Source organism: Aporhodopirellula aestuarii (assembly GCF_023701485.1).
GTDB lineage: Bacteria > Planctomycetota > Planctomycetia > Pirellulales > Pirellulaceae > Rhodopirellula > Rhodopirellula aestuarii.
In genome coordinates this window covers 23,866-44,903 of record NZ_JAMQBK010000030.1, presented here as the reverse complement: position 1 = coordinate 44,903, position 21,038 = coordinate 23,866, and the positions used below count along the sequence as shown (strand labels likewise).

General features: G+C 56.6%; 12 protein-coding genes. 4 read left to right on the top strand and 8 right to left on the bottom strand.

All coding sequences use genetic code 11. The features are described from left to right. Positions 1-478 precede the first annotated feature (478 nt). The gene (locus NB063_RS11755; protein ID WP_250928923.1) at positions 479-1,969 is read left to right on the top strand and encodes an aldehyde dehydrogenase family protein; all 1,491 of its coding nucleotides are present in this window, start codon (positions 479-481) and stop codon (positions 1,967-1,969) included. A 43-nt stretch (positions 1,970-2,012) separates the two neighbouring features. Then, the gene (locus NB063_RS11750; protein ID WP_250928922.1) at positions 2,013-2,576 is read left to right on the top strand and encodes an elongation factor P; all 564 of its coding nucleotides are present in this window, start codon (positions 2,013-2,015) and stop codon (positions 2,574-2,576) included. 223 nt (positions 2,577-2,799) lie between these two features. Here the strand turns inward: NB063_RS11750 and NB063_RS11745 are convergent, their stop codons facing one another. The 7 genes from NB063_RS11745 to NB063_RS11715 all read right to left on the bottom strand — a co-directional run bounded on the left by NB063_RS11745 (position 2,800) and on the right by NB063_RS11715 (position 15,610). Beyond that, complete coding sequence (locus NB063_RS11745; protein ID WP_250928921.1) at positions 2,800-6,213, bottom strand: PVC-type heme-binding CxxCH protein; 3,414 nt, start codon at positions 6,211-6,213, stop codon at positions 2,800-2,802. A 37-nt stretch (positions 6,214-6,250) separates the two neighbouring features. Next, on the bottom strand, positions 6,251-7,489 hold the full coding sequence (locus NB063_RS11740) for an SGNH/GDSL hydrolase family protein (RefSeq protein ID WP_250928920.1): 1,239 nt from the start codon (positions 7,487-7,489) through the stop codon (positions 6,251-6,253). Between the two features lie 95 nt (positions 7,490-7,584). Next, positions 7,585-8,481 carry a ThuA domain-containing protein gene (locus tag NB063_RS11735; protein WP_250928919.1) on the bottom strand — a complete coding sequence of 299 codons (897 nt, stop codon included), beginning with the start codon at positions 8,479-8,481 and terminating at the stop codon, positions 7,585-7,587. Positions 8,482-8,583: 102 nt separating this feature from the next. Then, entirely contained in the window at positions 8,584-9,510 is a 927-nt protein-coding gene (locus NB063_RS11730; protein ID WP_250928918.1) for an alpha/beta hydrolase, read from the bottom strand. Further along, on the bottom strand, positions 9,507-11,096 hold the full coding sequence (locus NB063_RS11725) for a sulfatase-like hydrolase/transferase (RefSeq protein WP_250928917.1): 1,590 nt from the start codon (positions 11,094-11,096) through the stop codon (positions 9,507-9,509). The genes NB063_RS11730 and NB063_RS11725 overlap by 4 nt, the downstream gene beginning before the upstream one ends. A gap of 827 nt (positions 11,097-11,923) precedes the next feature. After that, on the bottom strand, positions 11,924-14,896 hold the full coding sequence (gene gcvP / locus NB063_RS11720; protein ID WP_250928916.1) for an aminomethyl-transferring glycine dehydrogenase: 2,973 nt from the start codon (positions 14,894-14,896) through the stop codon (positions 11,924-11,926). A gap of 378 nt (positions 14,897-15,274) precedes the next feature. Beyond that, positions 15,275-15,610 carry a hypothetical protein gene (locus NB063_RS11715; RefSeq protein WP_250928915.1) on the bottom strand — a complete coding sequence of 112 codons (336 nt, stop codon included), beginning with the start codon at positions 15,608-15,610 and terminating at the stop codon, positions 15,275-15,277. 194 nt (positions 15,611-15,804) lie between these two features. Here NB063_RS11715 and NB063_RS11710 point away from each other — a divergent pair, with 194 nt between their 5' ends. Beyond that, the gene (locus NB063_RS11710) at positions 15,805-17,007 is read left to right on the top strand and encodes a GNAT family N-acetyltransferase (RefSeq protein WP_250928914.1); all 1,203 of its coding nucleotides are present in this window, start codon (positions 15,805-15,807) and stop codon (positions 17,005-17,007) included. Between the two features lie 73 nt (positions 17,008-17,080). On the opposite strand, the gene NB063_RS11705 is transcribed toward NB063_RS11710, so the two are convergent. Then, positions 17,081-17,980: a zinc finger domain-containing protein gene (locus tag NB063_RS11705; protein WP_250928913.1), complete on the bottom strand. Its 900-nt coding sequence runs from the start codon at positions 17,978-17,980 to the stop codon at positions 17,081-17,083. 465 nt (positions 17,981-18,445) lie between these two features. Between NB063_RS11705 and NB063_RS11700 the strand changes: the two genes are divergently transcribed. Further along, positions 18,446-20,485, top strand: coding sequence for an arylsulfatase (locus tag NB063_RS11700; protein WP_407652609.1), 2,040 nt, complete (start codon positions 18,446-18,448; stop codon positions 20,483-20,485). Positions 20,486-21,038: the final 553 nt, after the last annotated feature.

Below are 21,038 nucleotides of genomic sequence, written 5' to 3'. Positions count from 1 at the left end.
CACGTCCGTGGCTATCACATGTTGTCACGATCGTGACTAACCATTCGGGAAACTCTGGAGCCAGCTAAGCAGGTATGCAGGAATCATCTGGCGAAACTGCCGCGAACTGTAGGCCGGACCGAGGCTTTGCGAGTTCCGGCATTCACTTGCTCAGTTGTGCCGGAGCTGCGTCGCTTAGGCTCCTTGGTCCGGCCTACGCCGAACCGATCGCGATCAGCGGAATTCTCGTTATACCGAATCACTTCTATGTACCTGCTTAATACGGCGGATCGCTGAGCGCCGGAGGACGACCTTTCGGTTTGGATGACTTCGGTCGCGCAAGCCTCCCGCCCCTGTTGGCAAAGTCTGTATACTTAAGGGGAGCTCCCAAAATCGTTGATTGTCTCCATGCGGGATCCTCACCGCTGCAAAGCGGGTGGAACGCGTGCGAGTGATCAACACGTCCATACACGTCCCCTCCAATACGCGAGAACAAACCATGAGCGTCGCCGCCACGACCCGCCTGCTTCCTGAAGTCGAAGCGTTCCTGAGCCAGAGCCCGTTCCCGAGTTTTGTCGGCGGCAAGAATTTCCCAGCGTCGAGCGGGAAGACGGTTGCGACGACTGATCCGGGATCCGGTGAAAAGATCGCCGAAATTCACGACCTGAGTCCTGCCGAGATCGACCGTGCTGTTTCTATGGCCGAGGCGGCCTTCCCCGCATGGTCGTCGCTATCGAAAGCCGATCGGAGTTCGATCCTGTTGCGTCTAGCCGACGCCGTCGAAAAACACAAACCGATCATCGCCCAGATCGAGGCTCTTGATGCTGGCAAGATCGAAGCCCAAGCTCAAGGCGACGTGCAGAACTTCGTCGATACGCTGCGCTACTTCGTCGGTTTGGCGGACAAAGTCGAACTGCGCGAGAAAATCAACGCTCCCGGATTTGAAGCGTGGAAGTACCGGCAGCCTTGGGGTGCTTGCGCGTTTATCTTCCCGTGGAATTTCCCGTTCCTGTTGATCGGATGGGGCATCTCTCCGGCACTCGCTGCCGGTAACACCGTGATCATCAAACCCGCCGAAGACACATCTTTGTCGGCAATCTACTTGGCCCGGTTGGCGAAGGAAGCAGGCGTGCCCGATGGCGTGATCAATGTTGTCACCGGTCGTGGAGCCACCGCGGGTGCGGCATTGTCCAATAACCGAGAAATCAAACGCATGTCGTTCACCGGTTCACCCGAAGTCGGCCAAATGGTTGGCGAAGCGTGTGGACGCAATCTCGTGCCGGTCAAACTCGAGCTCGGTGGCAAGGGTGCCGCGGTGGTTTTTGACGACGTCGATGTTGCCGAGACCGCTGAAAAGCTCGTTGGTGCGATTACGTTTCACTCCGGTCAAGTTTGCTGTGACGCGACGAGGTGGTTGGTCCACCGTGATATCTACGAGGAATTCACCAAACAGTGCGTCGCCAAGATGGAAAAGATTCGCGTCGGCCACCCGCTCGATCCGAACAGCGAAATGGGGCCGGTCGTTAACCCGAACCAGCGTTCCCGCGTGCTCGGTTACCTCGATAAAGGAAAATCGGAAGGGGCGAAATGTTTGTGCGGTGGCGGTGCGGCGGAAGTCGAAGGCTACAGCGGCAACTATATCCAACCCGCCCTCCTCAGCGGATCGCTCGACAACGTGGCCGCCCGCGAAGAAATCTTTGGACCGGTCGCGTATATCGCCACGTTTGAGACCGAAGAGGAAGCGATCGAGATGGTCAACAACACCGAATATGGGTTGGCCAACAGCGTTTGGACTAAAGACGAAGAGCGGGCAAACCGTGTCGCCGAAGCGATGGTGGCGGGGAACAGTTGGATCAACGCCCACAACGTTTTTGCCCAGGGTGTCCCGTACGGCGGCGTCAACAAAAGTGGTGTGGGTGGAGGTGTCCTTTCCCCGGAGACGCTAATGGATTATTACCGTAGCACTTCGGTCGTTCGACCGCTGAACTGAGGCACTGCCGCGGTTCATCCCAACCCTTCCTTCGAAAGACAAAATGCTCGCTAAAGATGTAAAAACGGGGACCGTCGTGGTCCACGAAGGCAACCCGTGTGTGATCAAAGGAATCACAGTGAGTTCACCGTCGGCGCGGGGAGCCGCGACGCTCTATAAGTTCCGAGCCCGCAACTTGCTCACCCGCAACAAAGTCGACATCACGATGAAGGGCACCGACGTCATGAATGAAGCGGACTTCTCACGCCGAGAAGTCCAAATGTTGTACAGCGACATGACGCACTTGTTTTTGATGGACAAAGAAGACTTTCAACAGTTCGAAGTTCCACTCGACGATGTGGAGGAGGAACTCCCCTACATGACCGAAGGGTTGGAAGGCATTCGTGCAATGATCTACAACGACGCGTGCGTGGGACTGGAACTGCCCACCGCCGTCGAGCTGACGATCACGCAGTGTGATCCCGGCGTGAAAGGCAACTCAGCGACGTCACGCAGCAAACCGGCGACACTCGAAACAGGACTAATCGTCCAAGTTCCCGAGTACATCAAAGAGGGTGAGCGATTAAAAATCGACACCCGCACCGGTGAATTCTTGGCCAGAGCCTAACGGTGCAACGTCAAGGTTGACCGACTGCTTGGGTTAGCCAGGGCTTTGCAAGTTTCGTTTCGATTCGATTCCTACTCGCGATAGCGACAACATGCGAGCCGCCCCCAGACGCCAGTCCGGGGCCGGTTCGTCTTAGCGGAACGGCGCAAGCCGTCCGGTCCCGCGTTACAATACGTCTCACGCCATTTCGCTACATTTCAAATCCCGCAAATCCCGCAAACACTCACTGTCCGCCTTCGGCTTGAAAGCGGACGGTGGCGTCGGCGGGTTTGAGTTCCACTCGCAAACCTTCTTTCTGTTCGTCCGGCCGCAGTCGACACGTGATCGTGTGACGTCCGCGTTCGAGCGACATGGCGGCCGACGGGTCGCTCACTTTCGTGTCATCGATCCAAACCTCGAGATAACTGGTTTCGTTGATTTCTAATCGCAACTTGCCAGCCACCAGCACTTGAAAGAATCCGCGAGCCAATACTGCATCACTTGGCGGGAATTCATCCATCGGTAACACGCCATCGACTTTGCTATAGGCGGGCGTCCACTCCGCGTTGTCACTGGGAAGCGTATCTGAACCCGGTGCCGCCATCAGCCGCCACTTTCGGATCACGGGGGCTTCGTTGTTGGCGTACGGGCCCGGTGTCCCAAGTTCTGAAAGAAACTTTGCCAGATCGAGAAATTCAGATCGGTCATTGAGTTGGTCGGCGAGCCCAGCTGGCATTGCCGACGGTTGGGGGCGTTCAAACTCGATCTCTTCCGCATCGAGCCGAACTTCCTTCCCACCCGCCGCCGCGTCACGGACGACGACCTCTTTGTCGTTTTGGAACGTCACGATCCCGGTTTGCACCGAACCGTCCGATAGCAAGAACAGTTTGTTCTCAAAGTGTTCCGCGATCGCGGCGTTTGGTTTGAGAATCGACTCGATGAGGTAACCGGGTTTCGCCGCCGCTCCGACTGCGACAAGGTTGGGACCAATCTCGGGGCCCGCTGACCCGATCGCGTGGCAATTCGTGCAGGCGAGAGATTTTCGGCGATAGATCATCTCGCCCCGTGCGGCGTCACCATGCAGGGCAACGTCGGCAGCCAGTTGCGAAGCATCTTCGGCAATCAATCTCGCACTGAGCGATTCACCCTCAGCAGGCTGAAGCAGTTCGGCAATTTCATTGGGCAGCGAGCCGGTCTCGCGATGAAACGCACGGAGTCGGCCAGCAATTTGGGGGTGGATTTCGATGCCGGTGAGCATTTCACTGAGCAGTTTGGCACCCTCTCTTTGCCCGATGATCGCTTCGACGATCGGCACGGTGTCGAAGTCGCCAGGGTCTTCCTCGAACAATTGGCCGGCCAACTCAACACTGGTTTTCAGATCGCGATGCGTTAGTCCCACGATGGCGGCGATGCGTCCGGCCAGATCTCCCTGGCGAGCGAGTTGTGTCAGCTCGCCCGCGTTGCGTGGATTCGATTTGGCGAGTGCAATCGCCACGGCCTGCCGAACGGATTGAGGGCGTTGAGTGTCTTGAAGGACCTCGACCTCACCGCGACCGGCCATGCCCCATGCACCCGAGCAGTTCGCAGCTGCGACCGCGACTCGCTCGCTCGCACTGGCGATGAGTTTGTTGACACCTCGAACGCTGCGGGCAAGTTTTCTGGAAGGATTTTTGACGTTCGCCATTTGTTTGAGCGAATCGAGCATCGCGACCGTCGCCTCAGTCGACGGGAGGCCGTCGCCCTTGGTCAGTGCACTCACAATCATTCGGATCTCTTCTTCGCCGCCTGATTTGCGCAATTGCGTTTGAATCTCGCTGATCTCATCCGCGGTCGGCATGTCGTCGGCCATGAACGCGGTAAGTCGTTGCGCCAAACCGACCCCGGCGCCTCGTTCGACATAATCTTGATGGCTGGGTTTGGCAAACAGCAATCGTCCCGACTCCAAAGCCGGACGCCAGTAGGGTTCGAGTGCCTTCATCGTCTGTGGCAAGGCTTGGTCGAGGAATTTGTCTCCGGGATGGTCGATCGAGTGGAGCGCCGCCACGAGAGCTTCGGCTTTGGGTATGAAGCCCGCCGAAAGCACCGCCTCCATGCGTGTGCGTGGAAACGGATCACCGCTCGCCTTCGCAACCATCGCGATTGGGTCGGAAAGATCTTCGTGCCAATACCGGATCACGCGTGCTCCGGCTGACCGCGCGTGACCGTCTTGGGCATTGAGAACGCGAGTGAGTATCTTCTCACTCGCACGTCCCACATTCTGAACCGCCCACATGGCTTCAACGAGACACAAATCGTGTTCGGGGCGATTGGAATCGAGTGAATCGACCCACGTCTCGACCGCGGCCAACACTTGGTCCGGATCTCGCAAACTCAGTTCGTAGCGGACTTGATGACGAACAAAATCTTCGGGACTGCTCAGTTTGTCGACGAGTTTTGCGATCGAAAGCCCTTCGAGCTTCGTTGGCTTAACGAGCGGTTTTTCCTTGTTGGTGATCCGCCAAATCCGTCCGTGTTCGTGGTCACGGCGCGGATCGCGAAAGTCATGCTGGGCATGGTTGATGATCGAGTTGTACCAGTCGGCCACGTAAATCGCGCCGTCGGGCCCAACCTTCACATCGACGGGACGGAAATTGGGATGTTTTGATGTCATCAAGGGAGGCAACACATTCGCGCTGTATCCGGCACCATCTTCGATGAATTCATACCGCACGACCGCTCGGCTCTTAAAACGACAGGTCAAGAGTTGTCCTTGCAAGTCTTCACCAACATGGGATCCCGTTGCCAAGTCACCGCCGCATTGTTTTTCAGTACTGATGAGCGGTTTGATTTGCAGTTTGTCGCCGCTGTTGCCCGTCCACGGCGACAGATACATGATTCGTGGATTGTTTACCATGAACGATTGGCCCCAGCGATCAAAGACGTGTCCCCACGGGTTGCCGCCGGTGCCGGTGCAGAACATCCGCAGTTCTCGCGTACGAGGATTGAGCTGGTAGACACCACCGTTGAAGTTCCGAACAACGCCGTATTGCGTTTCGACTTGAGCGTGCAAAAAGATGCCTTCTTGGAAATAGATCCATCCGCCCGGACCACGTCGCCACGCGCTGATCGAATGATGGCTGTCCTCGATACCAAATCCGGTGAGCACCAACTCTTTCACGTCGGCGACATCGTCACCGTCGGTGTCCTTCAAAAAGAAGATGTCAGGAGACTGCGCGACGTAACACCCACCGTTGGCAAACTCGATTCCCGTTGGTAGGTAAAGACCTTCCGCGAACACGGTCGACTTATCCGCGGCGCCATCTCCGTCGGTATCTTCGAGAATAATGATCTTGTCATTGGCGACTTCGCCGGGAGCGATTTGAGGGTAGGCCCATGAACACGCCACCCAAAGCCGACCTCTCGAATCCCAGTGCATGTGGATGGGATTTGCCAACATCGGATCTGAGGCGAAAAGATTGGCTTGGTATCCGGGCAGCAACTCAAAGTTCTCGAGTTCTGAAGCCGGGTCGTGATTGTTAATCAGATCAAGATCCGCACCCCGCTGATTCGCCGCCTTGATAGGTGACAGCGTTTGCGCGGGCGTGACGCCTGACATCGCAACGACGAGGAGGACCAGCGGTGAAAGGAAGCGACGCATCGATTGAGTGGAGAGTGTCATGAGTTCGTCAATTGAAGGATGATCGATTGCGGGATGTCTATTTCGATGTGCGGGTCAAACGCCACTTTCGAGTCGCGTGTTTGACCTGATGGACGAGGTTTTTGTCGATCTCGTTGGCAAGCTCGTTGAACTGGATCACTTCGCCAGGCAACGCCCTTCCGCTCGGAGAGCTGCGTCGCTCCCCAACGATATGAACCTGATTGAGCGCCTTCCAACTGTACGTGAATTGCAGATTCTTATCGTTCACCATCGCGCGTAAGGCTTCCGCTTCCTGATGTGCCGGCGATGAATCGATTGCGACACCCTTGGCCCACTGCTCGGCGGTCGCCGTCACGACGGGGGTTCCGTCAACGGTTAACTCATAAGAACCAGATCCCAAGTTTTCGACCGACATCGTGTCGCGAGCGAACTCCAATTGAGGAGGCAAGGTTTGGTCGGTCGGAGGCGGAAGCCGTGGAGCGATATTCTCTTTAATCGAAAATGCGACGACCGAATCGTCGACAGACAGGTCCGCAACTTCGACGCCGATACCACTGGCCGTTTGATCGGCGACGTCCACGCGGATTTGCCACGGTTGGTTGTCGCTCGCCGCTGTGAATAACTGATCGAAGAAGGATTGGCTGATCGCCCAGTAACCGTACTCGTCTAGAAGAATTCCGTTGTTGGTGAGGTTAGGGCCTTCGCGTTCGTCCATCAGGTATCGCGATGACTCAAACAGATCCACGAAAGGAACGTTCTCGGATTCAGCGACCTCTTGCATTGCCTGCGTGTAGGATTCCAAGTCACGGTTGCGGTTTTCTCGATGCGGAGTCAGGTCTCCTAGATCCTCGTACGCAATCGGTGAAACGAGTACCAGCCGCACTACCGATTTCCCGTTGTATTTCTGTCCTCGATGCGACTCGATAAAATTCCGCAGATCGGTTTTGAACTTATCGATACCTGCCTCACCAGCGAACGATTCTCCCATCCCGAAACAGGCGACAATGACATCGGTGCGATGAGCGGTCAGCGTGGAGGCTTCCGACGGGAAATTAGTCGGCCGGTCGCGCGCGGTCAGCATATCGCCACCCCAACCCAGGTTGCGGATCGAGATCGGTTGGTCTGTTGTGTGTTGCAGCAACAGAGTTTCCAGATATCCGTGAATACGCAGTTGGTCGGCAAATGTGTTGCCTACGACCGCTACGCGATCACCAGGGCGAATGGGCGAGTCGGCTCGCAAGACGGAAGTTGCCAAGACGCAACAGACGATTGGCGCAATGAGGTACGTGCGAATCATTCTCGAGGTCGTCTCAAGTTCATGGGAAGGAAGATGACATCATTCCGCTACCGCCGGGCGGTAGACGCAATGCAATTAGGTCGAGAGCGAGAGGTTTATTTTTTGTCCACGCGAGCAATTTGCCACGTAGAGACTTTCGCGTCGGCGGAAGGCAACGGGAGGTCGACGGCCCAGTGGCACGCGTTGACCAGCATTCGCACGAAAGACTCCTCGGCGAAGTCGCCGGGATGTCCAAACGAAGTGCCGAAGACTTTGCCACCCCACTCGTTTTCCCACGCCCAAGCCACGACGTCGGTTTCGCTCTTGTTGACCTCGATCGTCGCAAAGGGTTTCTTGAGAACCCGGGCTCTCCCTTCGCCACTGCCTCTGACCAACGGGATGCAACCGTCTTGCAGACGTGTGAGGTAGAGCGTTCCCGGAGATACCCACTCTGACTTGACGACGTTCGTCATGATCGGGTGCTGCCGTGCCTCGTCGATTACGTTGATCTTCGTGCTGCTACTTTGGTGGACGATATAAGGCGTTCCCAGAACGCGGCGTCCGAAGTCGTCGTTCCAGCTAAACCGCTGATGATCTTTTGCGTACTTGAAACCATGGTTGGCCGTCCGCAACCCGATGACGGGTTTGCCCGACCGAACGTAGTCTTCGATCGGTTGCCACTCTTCATCAGGAAGTTGCAGGAATCTCATGAAGAAGATCGCCAAATCCGCATCGGCCAGGGCTTCAATGCCTGGAAGAACGTCGGTCGTCTTCTTTTCTGGGTTACCCTCGCCTTTCACCACGGTCACGCGGAATCCAAATCGTTCGAGTTCCTCCGCAAACACGGGCATCGTTAACTCGGGCGAGTAGTGCAACGTCCCAACGACGATGACCGCGTGCGGAGACGTGGCGTTCTCGGGCGAAGCGGGGTCCTCACCATGGGAGTCCACAGTCAACCAAAATGCAAGAAAAGCAGCGGTACCAACCGCGATGACTCGTTGGGGGAACTGCATCGGTTAGGTTCTCTTCTAGTACGAGGTGGGGAAAATCTCGTGCCCGGTGATGGACCGCGTGGCATCGTTGGAACGACGCCGTCCGTAATCCATCACGAGACGCTATTCGGTGGCTTTGGCGTCGAGGAATCCAAGAGACTGCAAAAACTGATCGCTGGCGTCGATCGTTCGTTGATAGTGCGACAGATCTTTAGTTTTGGGACGGAAGCTCTTGCTGTTAAAGAATCCGTGTCCCTGACCTTCGAACGATACCAGCTCGCAACGGTTGCCGGCTTCCTTCATCAGTTTTGCAAACCGTTCCGCGTTTTCAAACGGAACGGTCGTGTCCGCCGTTCCGTGAAAGATCGCCGTCGGGACGATTCCCGGGCGGACTTGGTGGCAAGGAGAAATCTCAGTTTGTCGATCCTCACCCACTTTGCTTAACCCGTATCCCTTTGCCGTCGTGTCGATTACGGGATTGAACAGAATCATCGCGTTCGGAACGGAGCTAACCGAGAGGTCTTCACCCGCTTCATCGTGCCCCTCGATCACGCCGGTGCATGCAGCAACATGCCCGCCCGCTGAACCGCCCGCGGCGACGATTCGATTCGGATCGATGCCCAATTCGGCGGCGTGTTTTCGCAACCAACGGATGACCGACTTGCCGTCTTTGACGCACTCGAACGGTGTCGTCTTGTTACGGCTCTTTACTCGATAGTCCGCTGAGAAGGCGACCATCCCGCGATCGGCAAAATAGCTCGCCTGCTCGTGAAATTGAGCCGTTGATCCACCGTTCCAACCGCCTCCGAAAAAGAACACGATCGCTGCCGCCTTGTCAGACGGTTGATGACCTTTGGGATGGAAGACATCCACTTTGAGTTCGACGTCATCGATGGTCTTGTAAACGAGCTGTTCGTCGGGTTCGAACGCCGCACATCGCGCGATGTTGAGCAAGCAAACGCTCGCGACGACCAAAACGGTCATTGTGTTTCGCATGAATGTCAGCCAACGGTTGCTAGGGCGATGCCAAATTAGAAGTGACTGGTTCATTGTTGCGTTTCTGCCAATTCATCGAATTGTTCTTGGGTCATCCAGTTCAGGTCAGGCCAATATCCGGTGTCGTTTTTCTGAGCTGGTCCGGGCGTTGTTCTGCCCGATGCAATGATCTGGTTGATCTGTGCCGTCAGGCGTTGGACCTGCTCAGGGTGCTGGGCGGCGATGTTTTTGGCTTCGGCAGGATCGGTCGCGAGGTCGTAAAGTTCGGTCACTTTGTCCCTCCCGCCTAGAACCAATTTCCAGTTCGATTCGGTGACGGAATACGGGTATTGTGCACCGCTGTTGCCGTGGTTAATCAACGGGAGACGCGAGTGGTCGTAATCGGGATTCGTCAACACGGGTGCAAAACTCTGGCTGTCCTCGCCACCGTTGGCGGGCAACGACGCACCGACAATTTCCGCGACCGTCGCGAGCACATCGACTTGTCCGATCAAGTCAGAACATCGACGTCCGGGCTCTGCTATACCGGAGGGCCAACGCACCATGAAGGGCACACGATGTCCACCTTCATAAACCGAGCGTTTGCCACCTCGAAAACCTCCGCGACTGTCGTGCCCAAATTGCGGGATTCGTCCCTCCCATGATTTCTCGGGGCCGTTGTCGCTCGAGAACAGGATCAGCGTGTTCTGGTCGAGTCCACTGCTAGCGAGGAAGTCTAGGATTTGGCCAACGCGGTGATCGGTTTCAATTACAAATTCACCGTACGCGCCCGCGTCCCCCATGCCATGAAATTCAGGCAGCGGGCATACCGGATAGTGTGGCGATGTGAACGGCAGGTACAAAAAGAACGGCTGGCCCTGTTTTGACGCTTCCGCTTTGCTGTCCATCCACGCAATCGCTTTGTCGGTAAAACGAGTCAGGCATTCGTTGTCGATGAAGTCCGGTGCGACTTCGAGGCCACGCAATCTCGCCCGCTTCTCTCCGGTTGACTCCGGGATCGGGTCGTACGGCGGCATGATGCGGTAATCGACGTGACGTGGATTCTTTTTCTTACTAGTCAACAACGTCGGAGGCACTTTCGCATGACGGCCTTCGAACCAAGCCAGGACGCCGTAGTTGAGCGATGCCGGAATGCCGTAGTAATAGTCGAACCCTTTATCGAGCGGCATGTTTTGAATCGGTTGCGACCAATCGCGGTCGCCCGCGACGCCGGGGAAGTCCATCCCCAGGTGCCATTTCCCAACCATCCCTGTTTGATATCCCTGTTCCTTCAGGAGAGATGCCAAGGTGACGCGTCCATCGACGATCATGCAATCGCCTTCGGCGCCCATCACACCACGCTTTTGCGTCGTCCGCCATGGATAGCGTCCCGTCAGAAGTGCGTAGCGAGACGGCGTGCAAACGGAATCGGCACTGTGCGCGTTCGTGAACGCGATGCCTTCCTTGACCAACCGATCCAAGTTCGGCGTCTCGAATTTCGCATCTGGGTTAAGGACGCTGACGTCTCCGTACCCTTGGTCATCGGTGTAGATCACAACGATGTTGGGGCGTGATGATTCCGCGGATACGGGCTTGGGAGAAGGCAGTACCAACAACCCGGCGAACAAACCGAGTAGGGTTTTCTGAAGTGGGGACGACATCGAGGTTATCTCGTCTCGGGTGGGGCAGGTGGGAGTGGCTGAGTGTGATTGGCGAGAAATCGCCAATCAAGAACTAAATGCGACGCTGCGTTACCGATTTGCGGCATTCCGTCGCAGGGGCGATGCAGCGAGCTTCCCCCGTTGTAGCAGAACCAAGAACGGTCGGTGTGAAATGACATCCGGGTGCGAAGCGACGGTGAAAGTGTCGGAAGCTGCGCACCATGGTTCCCACGTTCAACAAGGCAATTAGTAGACTGCCAGAAAATTGTTACGGACGAGATGTGTCGCAATCGTCATCGCGTCAGGTTGAATCCAGTGGCTCGCGAATGGTGAGTCACGATAGTGACGACATATCACAGCCACAGACGTGCGTCAGTGGTCTGACGAAACAAAGCGAAAGAAGTCGAAACGCGACGTCGATGGTTTTTGTGCTTTTTTAGCGGAACGGCGCAAGCCGTTCGGTCCCGAGTCACCGGACGGCTCGCGCCGTTCCGCTACGTTTGAAATCCCGCTTTCACCTGCCGTCGCTATCGCGACGAAGAATGGCGGCAGAATTTACGTCACCTTGTCATTCCAAGTCTTCGCAATGATTTAGCAGTCCAGGCGAACGCTCAAATAGGCTCATGCAATCCTTCCCTACCTGTCGTCAAAGGCAGGGCGACTTTGTCAGAAGTCCGTTGCGTAGGCGGATTCCCCGATGCCTTGAAGTCACGTAAAGAGGTTGCACTGTTTGACTTCACCCTCCCGCTTGCGGGAGGGTCGGACGCGGAAGCGTCCGGGGAGGGCGCTCCCTTAGCCTCAAACTCGACCCTCTCAAACGAAGGTCGTTAGGAATAATCGTCCATCGGTGGGCAACTGCAGACGAGATTGCGGTCGCCGTAGGTGTTGTCGATGCGGCCGACGGTGGGCCAAAACTTTGCGTCTCGCAGCCACGCTTGCGGCCACGCCGCTTGCTCGCGGGTGTAGGGGTGAGTCCAGTGATCGCTGCCGATTGCGTTAACAGTGTGAGGAGCGTTCTTCAGCGGATTGTCCTTGGCGTCCAGCTTTCCGTCTTGGATGCTTTGGATCTCGGCTCGGATGGCGATCATCGCGTCGCAGAATCGATCCAATTCATCTTTGCTTTCGCTTTCGGTCGGTTCGATCATCAGCGTGCCGGGAACCGGCCATGACATCGTCGGGCCGTGGAAGCCGTAGTCCATCAGTCGTTTGGCTATGTCCTCGATTTGGACACCTGCGGACTTCTCAAAGCCGCGGCAATCGACGATGAACTCGTGAGCGACGTAGCCGGATGAGTCGGTGTAGAGGATGTCGAAGTGTTCGCTGAGCCGTTTGGCCATGTAGTTGGCGTTGAGGATCGCGACTTGCGTTGCTCTCTTCAACCCGGACGCACCCATCATCGCGATGTACACATAACTGATCGCAAGAATACTGGCGCTACCGTACGGAGCGGCCGAGACGGGGCCGATCGAAAATTCGCCCGCCGTATCAGGGCGCTGGACAGGGTGTGCCGGCAAGAACGGGGCGAGCTGCGGTGCCACACCGATCGGGCCCATGCCAGGGCCACCGCCGCCGTGCGGGATACAGAATGTCTTGTGCAAGTTCAAGTGGCAGACGTCGGCACCACATTTACCAGGGCTGGTCAAACCGACTTGCGCGTTCATGTTTGCGCCGTCCATGTAAACTTGACCGCCGTGCTCGTGGATCAAATCGCAGACCGACCGGATCGTCGTTTCGAACACGCCGTGGGTGGACGGGTACGTGATCATCAAACACGAAAGCGTGTTACTGTATTGTGTCGCCTTTGCCTTCAGGTCGTCGACGTCGATATCGCCGCGCGAGTTGCACTTGATCGGGACGACTTTCATTCCCGCCATCACCGCCGACGCCGGATTGGTTCCGTGGGCCGATGTTGGGATCAAACAAACGTTGCGCACGTTTGTTTTGCCAGCCTTCGCTGCTTCGTGTTCGTGGTAGGCGCGGATCACAAGCAAACCCGCGTACTCGCCCTGTGCACCCGCGTTGGGCTGCAGGCTGACGGCCGCGAATCCCGTCACGCTGCACAACCAGGACTCAAGCTCACGGAACATCTGCGTGTAGCCACGCCATTGGGTATCCGGTGCGAACGGGTGAATGTCTGAAAATTCAGGCCATGTCACCGGAATCATTTCGCTGGTCCCGTTCAACTTCATCGTGCACGATCCGAGTGGGATCATGCTGTGTGCGAGCGAGAGGTCGCGGCCCATCAGTTTGAAAATGTATCGCAACAGTTTCGTTTCGCTGCGGTACTCATTAAATACTGGATGCGTCAGGAAATCGCTCGTGCGTGCGAACCCGGTCAGGTCACACAGCCCGTCGGCTTGCGCGTCAGAAAGCAGGTCGTCGATATCGAACCCGGTATAGTGACCAAAGTTAAATGCGGCCAACAAATCCGCGACGAGTGCGCGGTCGGTTGTTTCGTCGAGCGTGACACCGAGTGAACCGTCGTCGTATTCACGAAGGTTGATGTGTCGTTCGCGGGCCGCATCAGCAACCTGACGCGCCGCGTGTGTTCGGCCTTTGCCGAGTTGAATGCGGATCGTGTCAAAGACCGGACCGTCATGCGTGGCTTTGTGACCGAGTCGTTCGAGGCCTTTCGCCAGAGCGGCGGTGAAGCCTTGAACACGGCGGGCAATGTTGGTCAGCCCGTTGGCACCGTGGTAGACCGCGTAGAACGAGTTGATGATGGCGAGCAAGGCTTGCGCGGTGCAGATGTTGCTGGTCGCTTTGTCGCGGCGAATGTGTTGCTCGCGGGTTTGCATCGCCATCCGGAGAGCCGGATTGCCGTGGCTGTCTTTTGACACACCGATAATCCGACCGGGCAATTTGCGTGAGTGCTCATCGTGCGTGGAGATGAACGCGGCGTGAGGTCCGCCAAGTCCCATGGGAACGCCAAAGCGTTGGGCGCTGCCGACACAAATGTCCGCGCCCCATTCGCCGGGAGGAGTGATCAGGGTCAGCGACAACAAGTCGGCAGCGGCGACGGTCAAGCATTGGTGCGACTTCGCTTCCTCAGCAAGTTTTCCGTAATCGTTGATGCGTCCGTCGGTGGTCGGGTATTGGACGAGCACGCCGCAAAGGCCGCCTTCGCCATAGCTGAAATCGATTTCGCTGATGGGACCGATCTTCAATTCAACACCCAAACCGGCGGCTCGGGTTTGCAAGAGTGCGAGCGTTTGCGGATGACAATCGTCCGAGGCCCAGAAGCCTTTCTTCTTGTGCTTGGCAATCGCGATGCACATGCCCATCGCTTCTGCCGCCGCGGTCGCTTCGTCCAACAAGCTCGCACCGGCCAGTGGCAGCCCCGTCAGGTCAGCGATCATCGTCTGGAAGTTCAACAACGCTTCGAGTCGACCTTGGGCGATTTCTGCTTGGTAGGGTGTGTACTGCGTGTACCAGCCCGGGTTTTCCAAAACGTTGCGAAGGATCACTGGCGGGGTGACCGTGCCGGTGTATCCCATTCCGATGCAGGAACGGTAAACCTTGTTCTTGCCCGCGATTGCCCGCAGACCTTGCAAGGTTTCGCGTTCGCCGCGCGGTTCGGGAATGTCCAGCGGTTGATCGAGCCGGATGTCCGCCGGCACCGTCGCATCAGACAACTCATCGAGAGTCGCAAAACCGAGCGTCGAGAGCATCTCGGCGAGTTCACTTTCGGAAGGACCGATGTGACGCCGGGCGAACCCGTCGACGAAATCGATGGCGTTCGTGGACGCCGATGGCGAGTCAGGCAAACGCGGGGCCGATAGGTTCGTGCTGGTGGTCATACTGTGGGGCTGGACAAATAGATGGTGGGCCGGAAACCGAGACTTCAGCGAATCAACCGCAAAAACGAGGCTGAACACACTGGTTTAGTAATCTAATTGTGTTTGCCAGCCTCCGAAATCCCTCGTCTTTCGGCGGAGCGGCGCCTTGCCAACCCTTATGGACGCTCGATCGGCACCGTTTACGTATCGATTCAGCTGGCCTAACGCGTTTCTAGCGACAAAGAGTCACAGTTCGCACGCTCGGCACGCGACGATCGCGAGAAATTCGGCAAGTTTCAGTCTCAGGGTGGCGTGTCCACACAACCTGCAAAGTCACCGCGAAACCCGCAGAATCTCCAGGCAAATCCCCGTGGGAGCGGGGCGTGTCGACAGGGCGGTTCAGTCGAGTGTGTCGGCGACGCTCACTCGCGTCTCCGCAAAACCGGCAATCGATCCCGCATCGAGGCAATCCACGAGGTACTGAAGTTTGGCCGCTCCATGCACCTGCACCACAAGTCGCATCGGTTCGGATTGCCCGCCAATCGCATCCTTGAGCGATTCGAGCAAGCTTTGTTTCCCGGGAGCTTCACGCTGCCAATCAGGACCGAGTACCAGGAAACTGCCGTGCTCATCAATTTCCACTGCGATCGACGGGAGGTCCGGTGGAACATCCGAAATCGGCGTATGACTCGGAGCGGCAGATTGTTGACGGGGAAACTGGATTGACTTCCGCATGCTGAAGTAATGAATTGCTGCGCGTTCACGTTCACGAAACCACGTTCACAAAACGGTGTGTTCGAAATTCCTTTGCTGTCAGATGAAGTGACCTCGGATTGTCCCGGCGATCCATCGTTTGGTTGTCCCCCGCGTGGGAGCGCTACGGTGTACGATATGCCTAAAGTTTGCCCTGCACGAGAAAGGCTGCACTCATGGCCGTTGATGTTCCATCCGAACCCTGCACTCGTCGTCCGAGCCAATTTCAATTCGCGATCGCGAGCAGAATCGATTACGTCAACGCGCGTCATTGGGACGAAGTCACCGAGGGTGGATCGATCTTCATGAGCAGGCGGTTCCTGCGGAATGCCCAAGATGACTTTGTCGGTCAAATCGTTCGTGATTTCGCCATCGTCTACGACAACGGTCGACCTGTTGCCGCTGTCGCGACGCAGTCGTTTGACGTTTGTGGCGAACAACTTTTCCGGAACAAAGCCGATCAACTGAAATTGTTGCCGTCGGAATGGAAACGTAAATCGCTATCGTTGTTAAAACGTCGAATCACAATGTGCGGGAACGTACACACCTGGGGGCCCGACGGCGTGGCATTCGCACCGGAGTGTGATCCGACCAAATCATGGCCTGGCGTTGCCGATTGTCTCTATCGAATCCGCCGAGCCAACCGACTCCACGGCCAAACCGACTACGTGATCGTCAAAGATCTTTTTGAAAATCACCGTCAATCGGCCGGCGAATTGGCTGCGTTTCGCTACACATCGCTCGAGACTGAACCCAACATGGTCTTGACGATTCCCGAAAGTTGGCAGTCGTTCGATGACTATCTCGGCAGTTTGACCAAACGCTATCGGGCCGCCGCTCGGAAGGTGTTCAAGCCCTTTGATCATGAATCATTCGAAGTCACGCCGGTCGAAGATCTGCACGCCGAGTCACAAGCGCTGTATTCGTTGTACCAATCCGTTGCACAGAGAGCAGATGTCTGTTTGTTTTCGTTGCAACCCTCGACGTTGCCGCGAATGGCCGATGCGCTCGGTGATGATTTTATCGCTCTCGGCATACGGCAAAATAGAAGATTGGTCGGCTTTGTAACCGTGATCCGTGACGGTGACACCGCGATCGGCTTTTATCTCGGCATGGACTACGACGCCAACGCGACCCTGCCGATTTATCATCGCCTGCTGCTGGCCGTGATCGAGCAAGCGATTCGCTGGCGGTGTCGACGGATCTCCTTCGGCAGAACGGCGCTGGATGCGAAATCTCGGTTGGGATGCAAGCCTGAGGCGACGCATGTTTGGGTGCGGCACCGCGTTCCGCTGCTCAACGTGTTCGTGCAACAAATGCTCAAGAACGTCGGGCACGAAGAACCGCCGGAGCGAAACCCGTTTAAAGACGCGGAGTAAAACCGTGAGTCTCGCGCCGATAATGATTCCGTCGCGAGGCGTTGAAAGTTGATTTCGAGTTGCAATCCGTGGGCTAGGCGAAATCCCGTTCGGCTTTGTCGCTAAATAGCAGTACACAGGCCCAGATTCCGATTGGAAAGACGAGGCAGCCAAAACAGGGGATCGCCGAGATGACCGCAGCGGTGCGGGCCGATTTGAGATTGGAGCGTTGGATCATCCCGATGCTACCGGCGACGACCGCGACCTGGAGTGCGATTGCCAAGAACCTCCCGGCACTCTGCCCGGCGAAGCGACCCATGTCGACCTGCTGCATGTTGAGTTGTCCGGAAAAAACGAGATACCCAATCACGCCGAACTGAAAAATTCCGACCGCGATCACGAGCACAGCCCAAACCGCCATGAATACGCCGGGAACGGTGTAAAGCCAGGATGCCCGCCCGCTGCGAAGACCGCTCGAGCCGCCGTGCGGACGTGCTCCACCGCCAGGTGCTTGAACGCGATAAGGATTCATGGGAGCCGGCGAGTGCTTCGGCGCTGGCGATCCAGCAAAAGCCCGTGGTTGCCCGCCCGCGGTGGGTGATGGGACCGAAGGCAGGTTTCCAAAAATATCATCGTTGCCAAACCCGCCCGGGGCGGGCTGAGGTGCGGGCGTTGACGGTCTGGCCGCCGGCTGACCCGTTGCCGCTCCGCCGGGGACTTTCAGTTGAGTCTGACACTGACTGCATTTCACAACCTTGCCAGCCATTGCCGCTCGCAATTTAAGAGTCGCTTGGCACCCAGGGCAGCGAATTTGCAACGTGCCGGTGGAAGCGGGAGCCGGAGCGGTGGGCGACGAAGCAGGCCGTGAGGGAGCTGCCCCTTCGGGAACCTTCAATACTTTCTGGCACGAACTGCATCGGACCTGTTTGCCACGCGCCGTGTCTGGAATCTGTAACGTCGACTGGCAACCAGGACACTTTATCTGCAGGCTCATAGGACGCCTTTTTCTCTACATTGGATGAACAAACAAATCGGCAAGATGAATTCCGTTGAGGCGGCTTCCTTTCCCCTAAAACAATGCAGAACGGCGCCCCACCCGATTGTAGTCGCTCGCAGATCCCACTGACAGATATGTTGCAAATGCGATTTCACGTGGTCGCCTTTGCAATTTCACTCTATCGACTTACCCTGGCATGACGATGTGTGGACGAAAGCGTGCCAGCGAACCCACTCATTGAACCAGCCGCCTTTGTCGCAACGCGGGTGGCGGCCGACACGTTTTTTTAGCGAGTACGACCGCCAACGCGACGCCTGCCAACGGCCCAAACGTTGGTAGCAGCCTGCTAAACTTCGCCGTGAAAACATGTGTGTTACCATGGTGCATCGTAAGTGTTCTCGTAAAACTCGAGGCGCTCAACGTGCACCGCCCTCCCGCAGAAACCGAATTGAGAGCCCACTGATGAAGAAACTTCTAATCGTCGCTTGTGCGATGGTTTCGTCTTGCATCGTGCAGAACGGACAGCAATGCAACGCTGAGCGTTCAAACGTGCTGGTGATGATGGTCGATGATCTGGGATTTTCGGATATCGGATGTTACGGGAGCGAGATCGAAACACCCAATTTGGACGCACTCGCCAGCGGCGGGATGCGGTTTTCGCAGTTTTATAACACCGCAAAATGCCATTCATCTCGAGTCTGCTTATTGACCGGCCAGTACTGCATCGCGGCGGGCGACGCGGCACTCAACCACGCCGTCACCTCCGCCGAAGTGCTTGCCCATTCGGGCTATTCGACCTTGATGACGGGGAAGTGGCACCTTCAGAAGCAGCCGACCGACTTCGGGTTTCAAAAGTATTTCGGTCACCTCAGTGGTGCCTGTAACTACTTCGCCGGTGACAACACCTTCCGTCTCAATGGCGAACCGTGGCAAGTCCCCCAAGAAGGCTTCTACACGACGACGGCAAATGTTGACTATGGGCTGAAGTTCCTCGACGAAGCTCGAGATCGCGAGCAACCGTGGTACCTGTATGTCGCGTTCAATGCCCCGCACGCTCCACTGCACGCGTTGCCTGAAGATTATGCGAAATACAAAGGCAAGTACGACGAGGGGTGGGATGTTATCCGCGATCGCCGGATCGCCAAACAGAAACAGCTAGGCGTCCTACCCGAATCGCTCGAGCCGAGCCCACGACCCGAGCACATTCCCGCGTGGAGCGAATTGGAGCAATGGAAACGCGACTACGAAGCCAATCGAATGACGACGCTGGCCGCGATGATCGACCGTGTCGATCAAGAGGTCGGGCGGCTAATTGCCGATTTGAGGAAGAACGATGAACTCGACAACACCTTCATCCTGTTCGTGTCCGATAACGGAGCGTGCCCGTATGACCGTCGACCGGCACTGTTGGATGTCGAACCCACCAACGCCAACACCATTTTGGGCGATTCGACCGCTTGGGCGTGGGCAAGGAATAGTCCGTTTCGCTACTACAAACAAAATCAATTTGAAGGCGGCATTTCCACTCCGGCGATCGTTCATTGGCCGGCGGGATTGAAACAGCCTGTCGGTGCGATCGTCGACCAACCCGCTCACCTGATCGATGTTCTTCCGACGCTCGCTGACATCACCGACAGCGAAATTCCGACATCATGGCAAGAACGCGAGTTGCGTCCAGTTTCTGGGATCTCGCTGAAACCAGTCTTCAACGGTCAGCAAATCAAAAGTCGGCCACCAATCCACTTGCTGTTCGCATCCGATCGCGGCCTGCGAGACGGAGACTGGAAATTGGTCAGCTTTCAAAGCGAACAATGGGAACTCTACAACGTCGCGAACGATCGCTGCGAACTCAACAACTTGGCCGACAGCGAACCGGAACGGCTTGCGATGATGATCGCCACCTGGAATGAGATGGCCAAAAACGTTTTGCACGCGCCCGCCAAGGCGTTCGCCGAACCCACCGAAACGTCTGGCCCACACCTCCATCGTGAGTGGACCTTTTTCGATGCCACGGAGCCGGAATACTACATGAAGAAGCGTGCCAAGCCGGCCGCAAAGCCTCGAGCGAACACCAAGACTCCGCTGAGCAAAATTCGGGCGAGGAAGAATACTCAAATGGAGGTCGTCAGCAATGAACTGAGGCTGACGTTCACCGGCGACGACCCCGGAATCGCCATGGATCTGCGTGGTTTGAGTCTCGTCGATGGCCCGTATCGAGTGGCCTTTCAGCTAAAAAACGACGCGAAGTTGACTGGCGAGGCGTTCTACACGACCGACGCAAAGACCAATCTCCCAAACGGTGAGCGGATCGCGTTCGACGTCCAATCGGGATCAGACTGGCAGGACATCGACATCGCGATCAAGACTAGCACGCGGATTCACCAATTGCGTATCGACGTCGGAGATGGCCCCGGCAAGGCAACTATTGCCAACTTGCAACTCCAGGACGCTGACGGAAATACGCTGTTAAGTTGGCCAATTCAAGATCCGAAACTCAACTAGCGCGATGATCGACGGTCGCGGATGAGCGTCCCGCGATTGGCATGGTGGAGGCGTTCGGACTGCCTATGCTTGGTCTCATATCGACTTCAAAGCATCGGTAAACAGGAATCATTGGAAAAAGTCCTTCATGCCGTTTTGGCGTTTGCCTCATCTGCTGAATCCTTGGGAAGACGTGGGGATTGAGGGGATGCGAGTTTGGCTTTTATTCTGAGTCGCGATAGCGACGGGATGTGATAGTCCCGGACGCCAGTCCGAGTTCGGCGTCGCCCCCCAGCAAACATCAGGTCGCGAAGCGATGACAGGTGCCGTTCCCGGTAACCACAGCGACTTTGCCGCTCAACACCTTTTTTATCTTTAACGTTCCCTGAGCCTTAGTTGAGAGTTTCCAAAACTGATTAGCTTGATATCGCGACTCTTCACGTAGCTCGGTCTCTCCGAGGCTGTGAATCTATTCGCCGGGGGCGAAGCAATGTGGCCGTTTGCTATGCAAACGAAGCTTACGGGAACGCTCGTTCGCGGAGCGAACGGCCACACTAAAAACTCCACAGCCCGT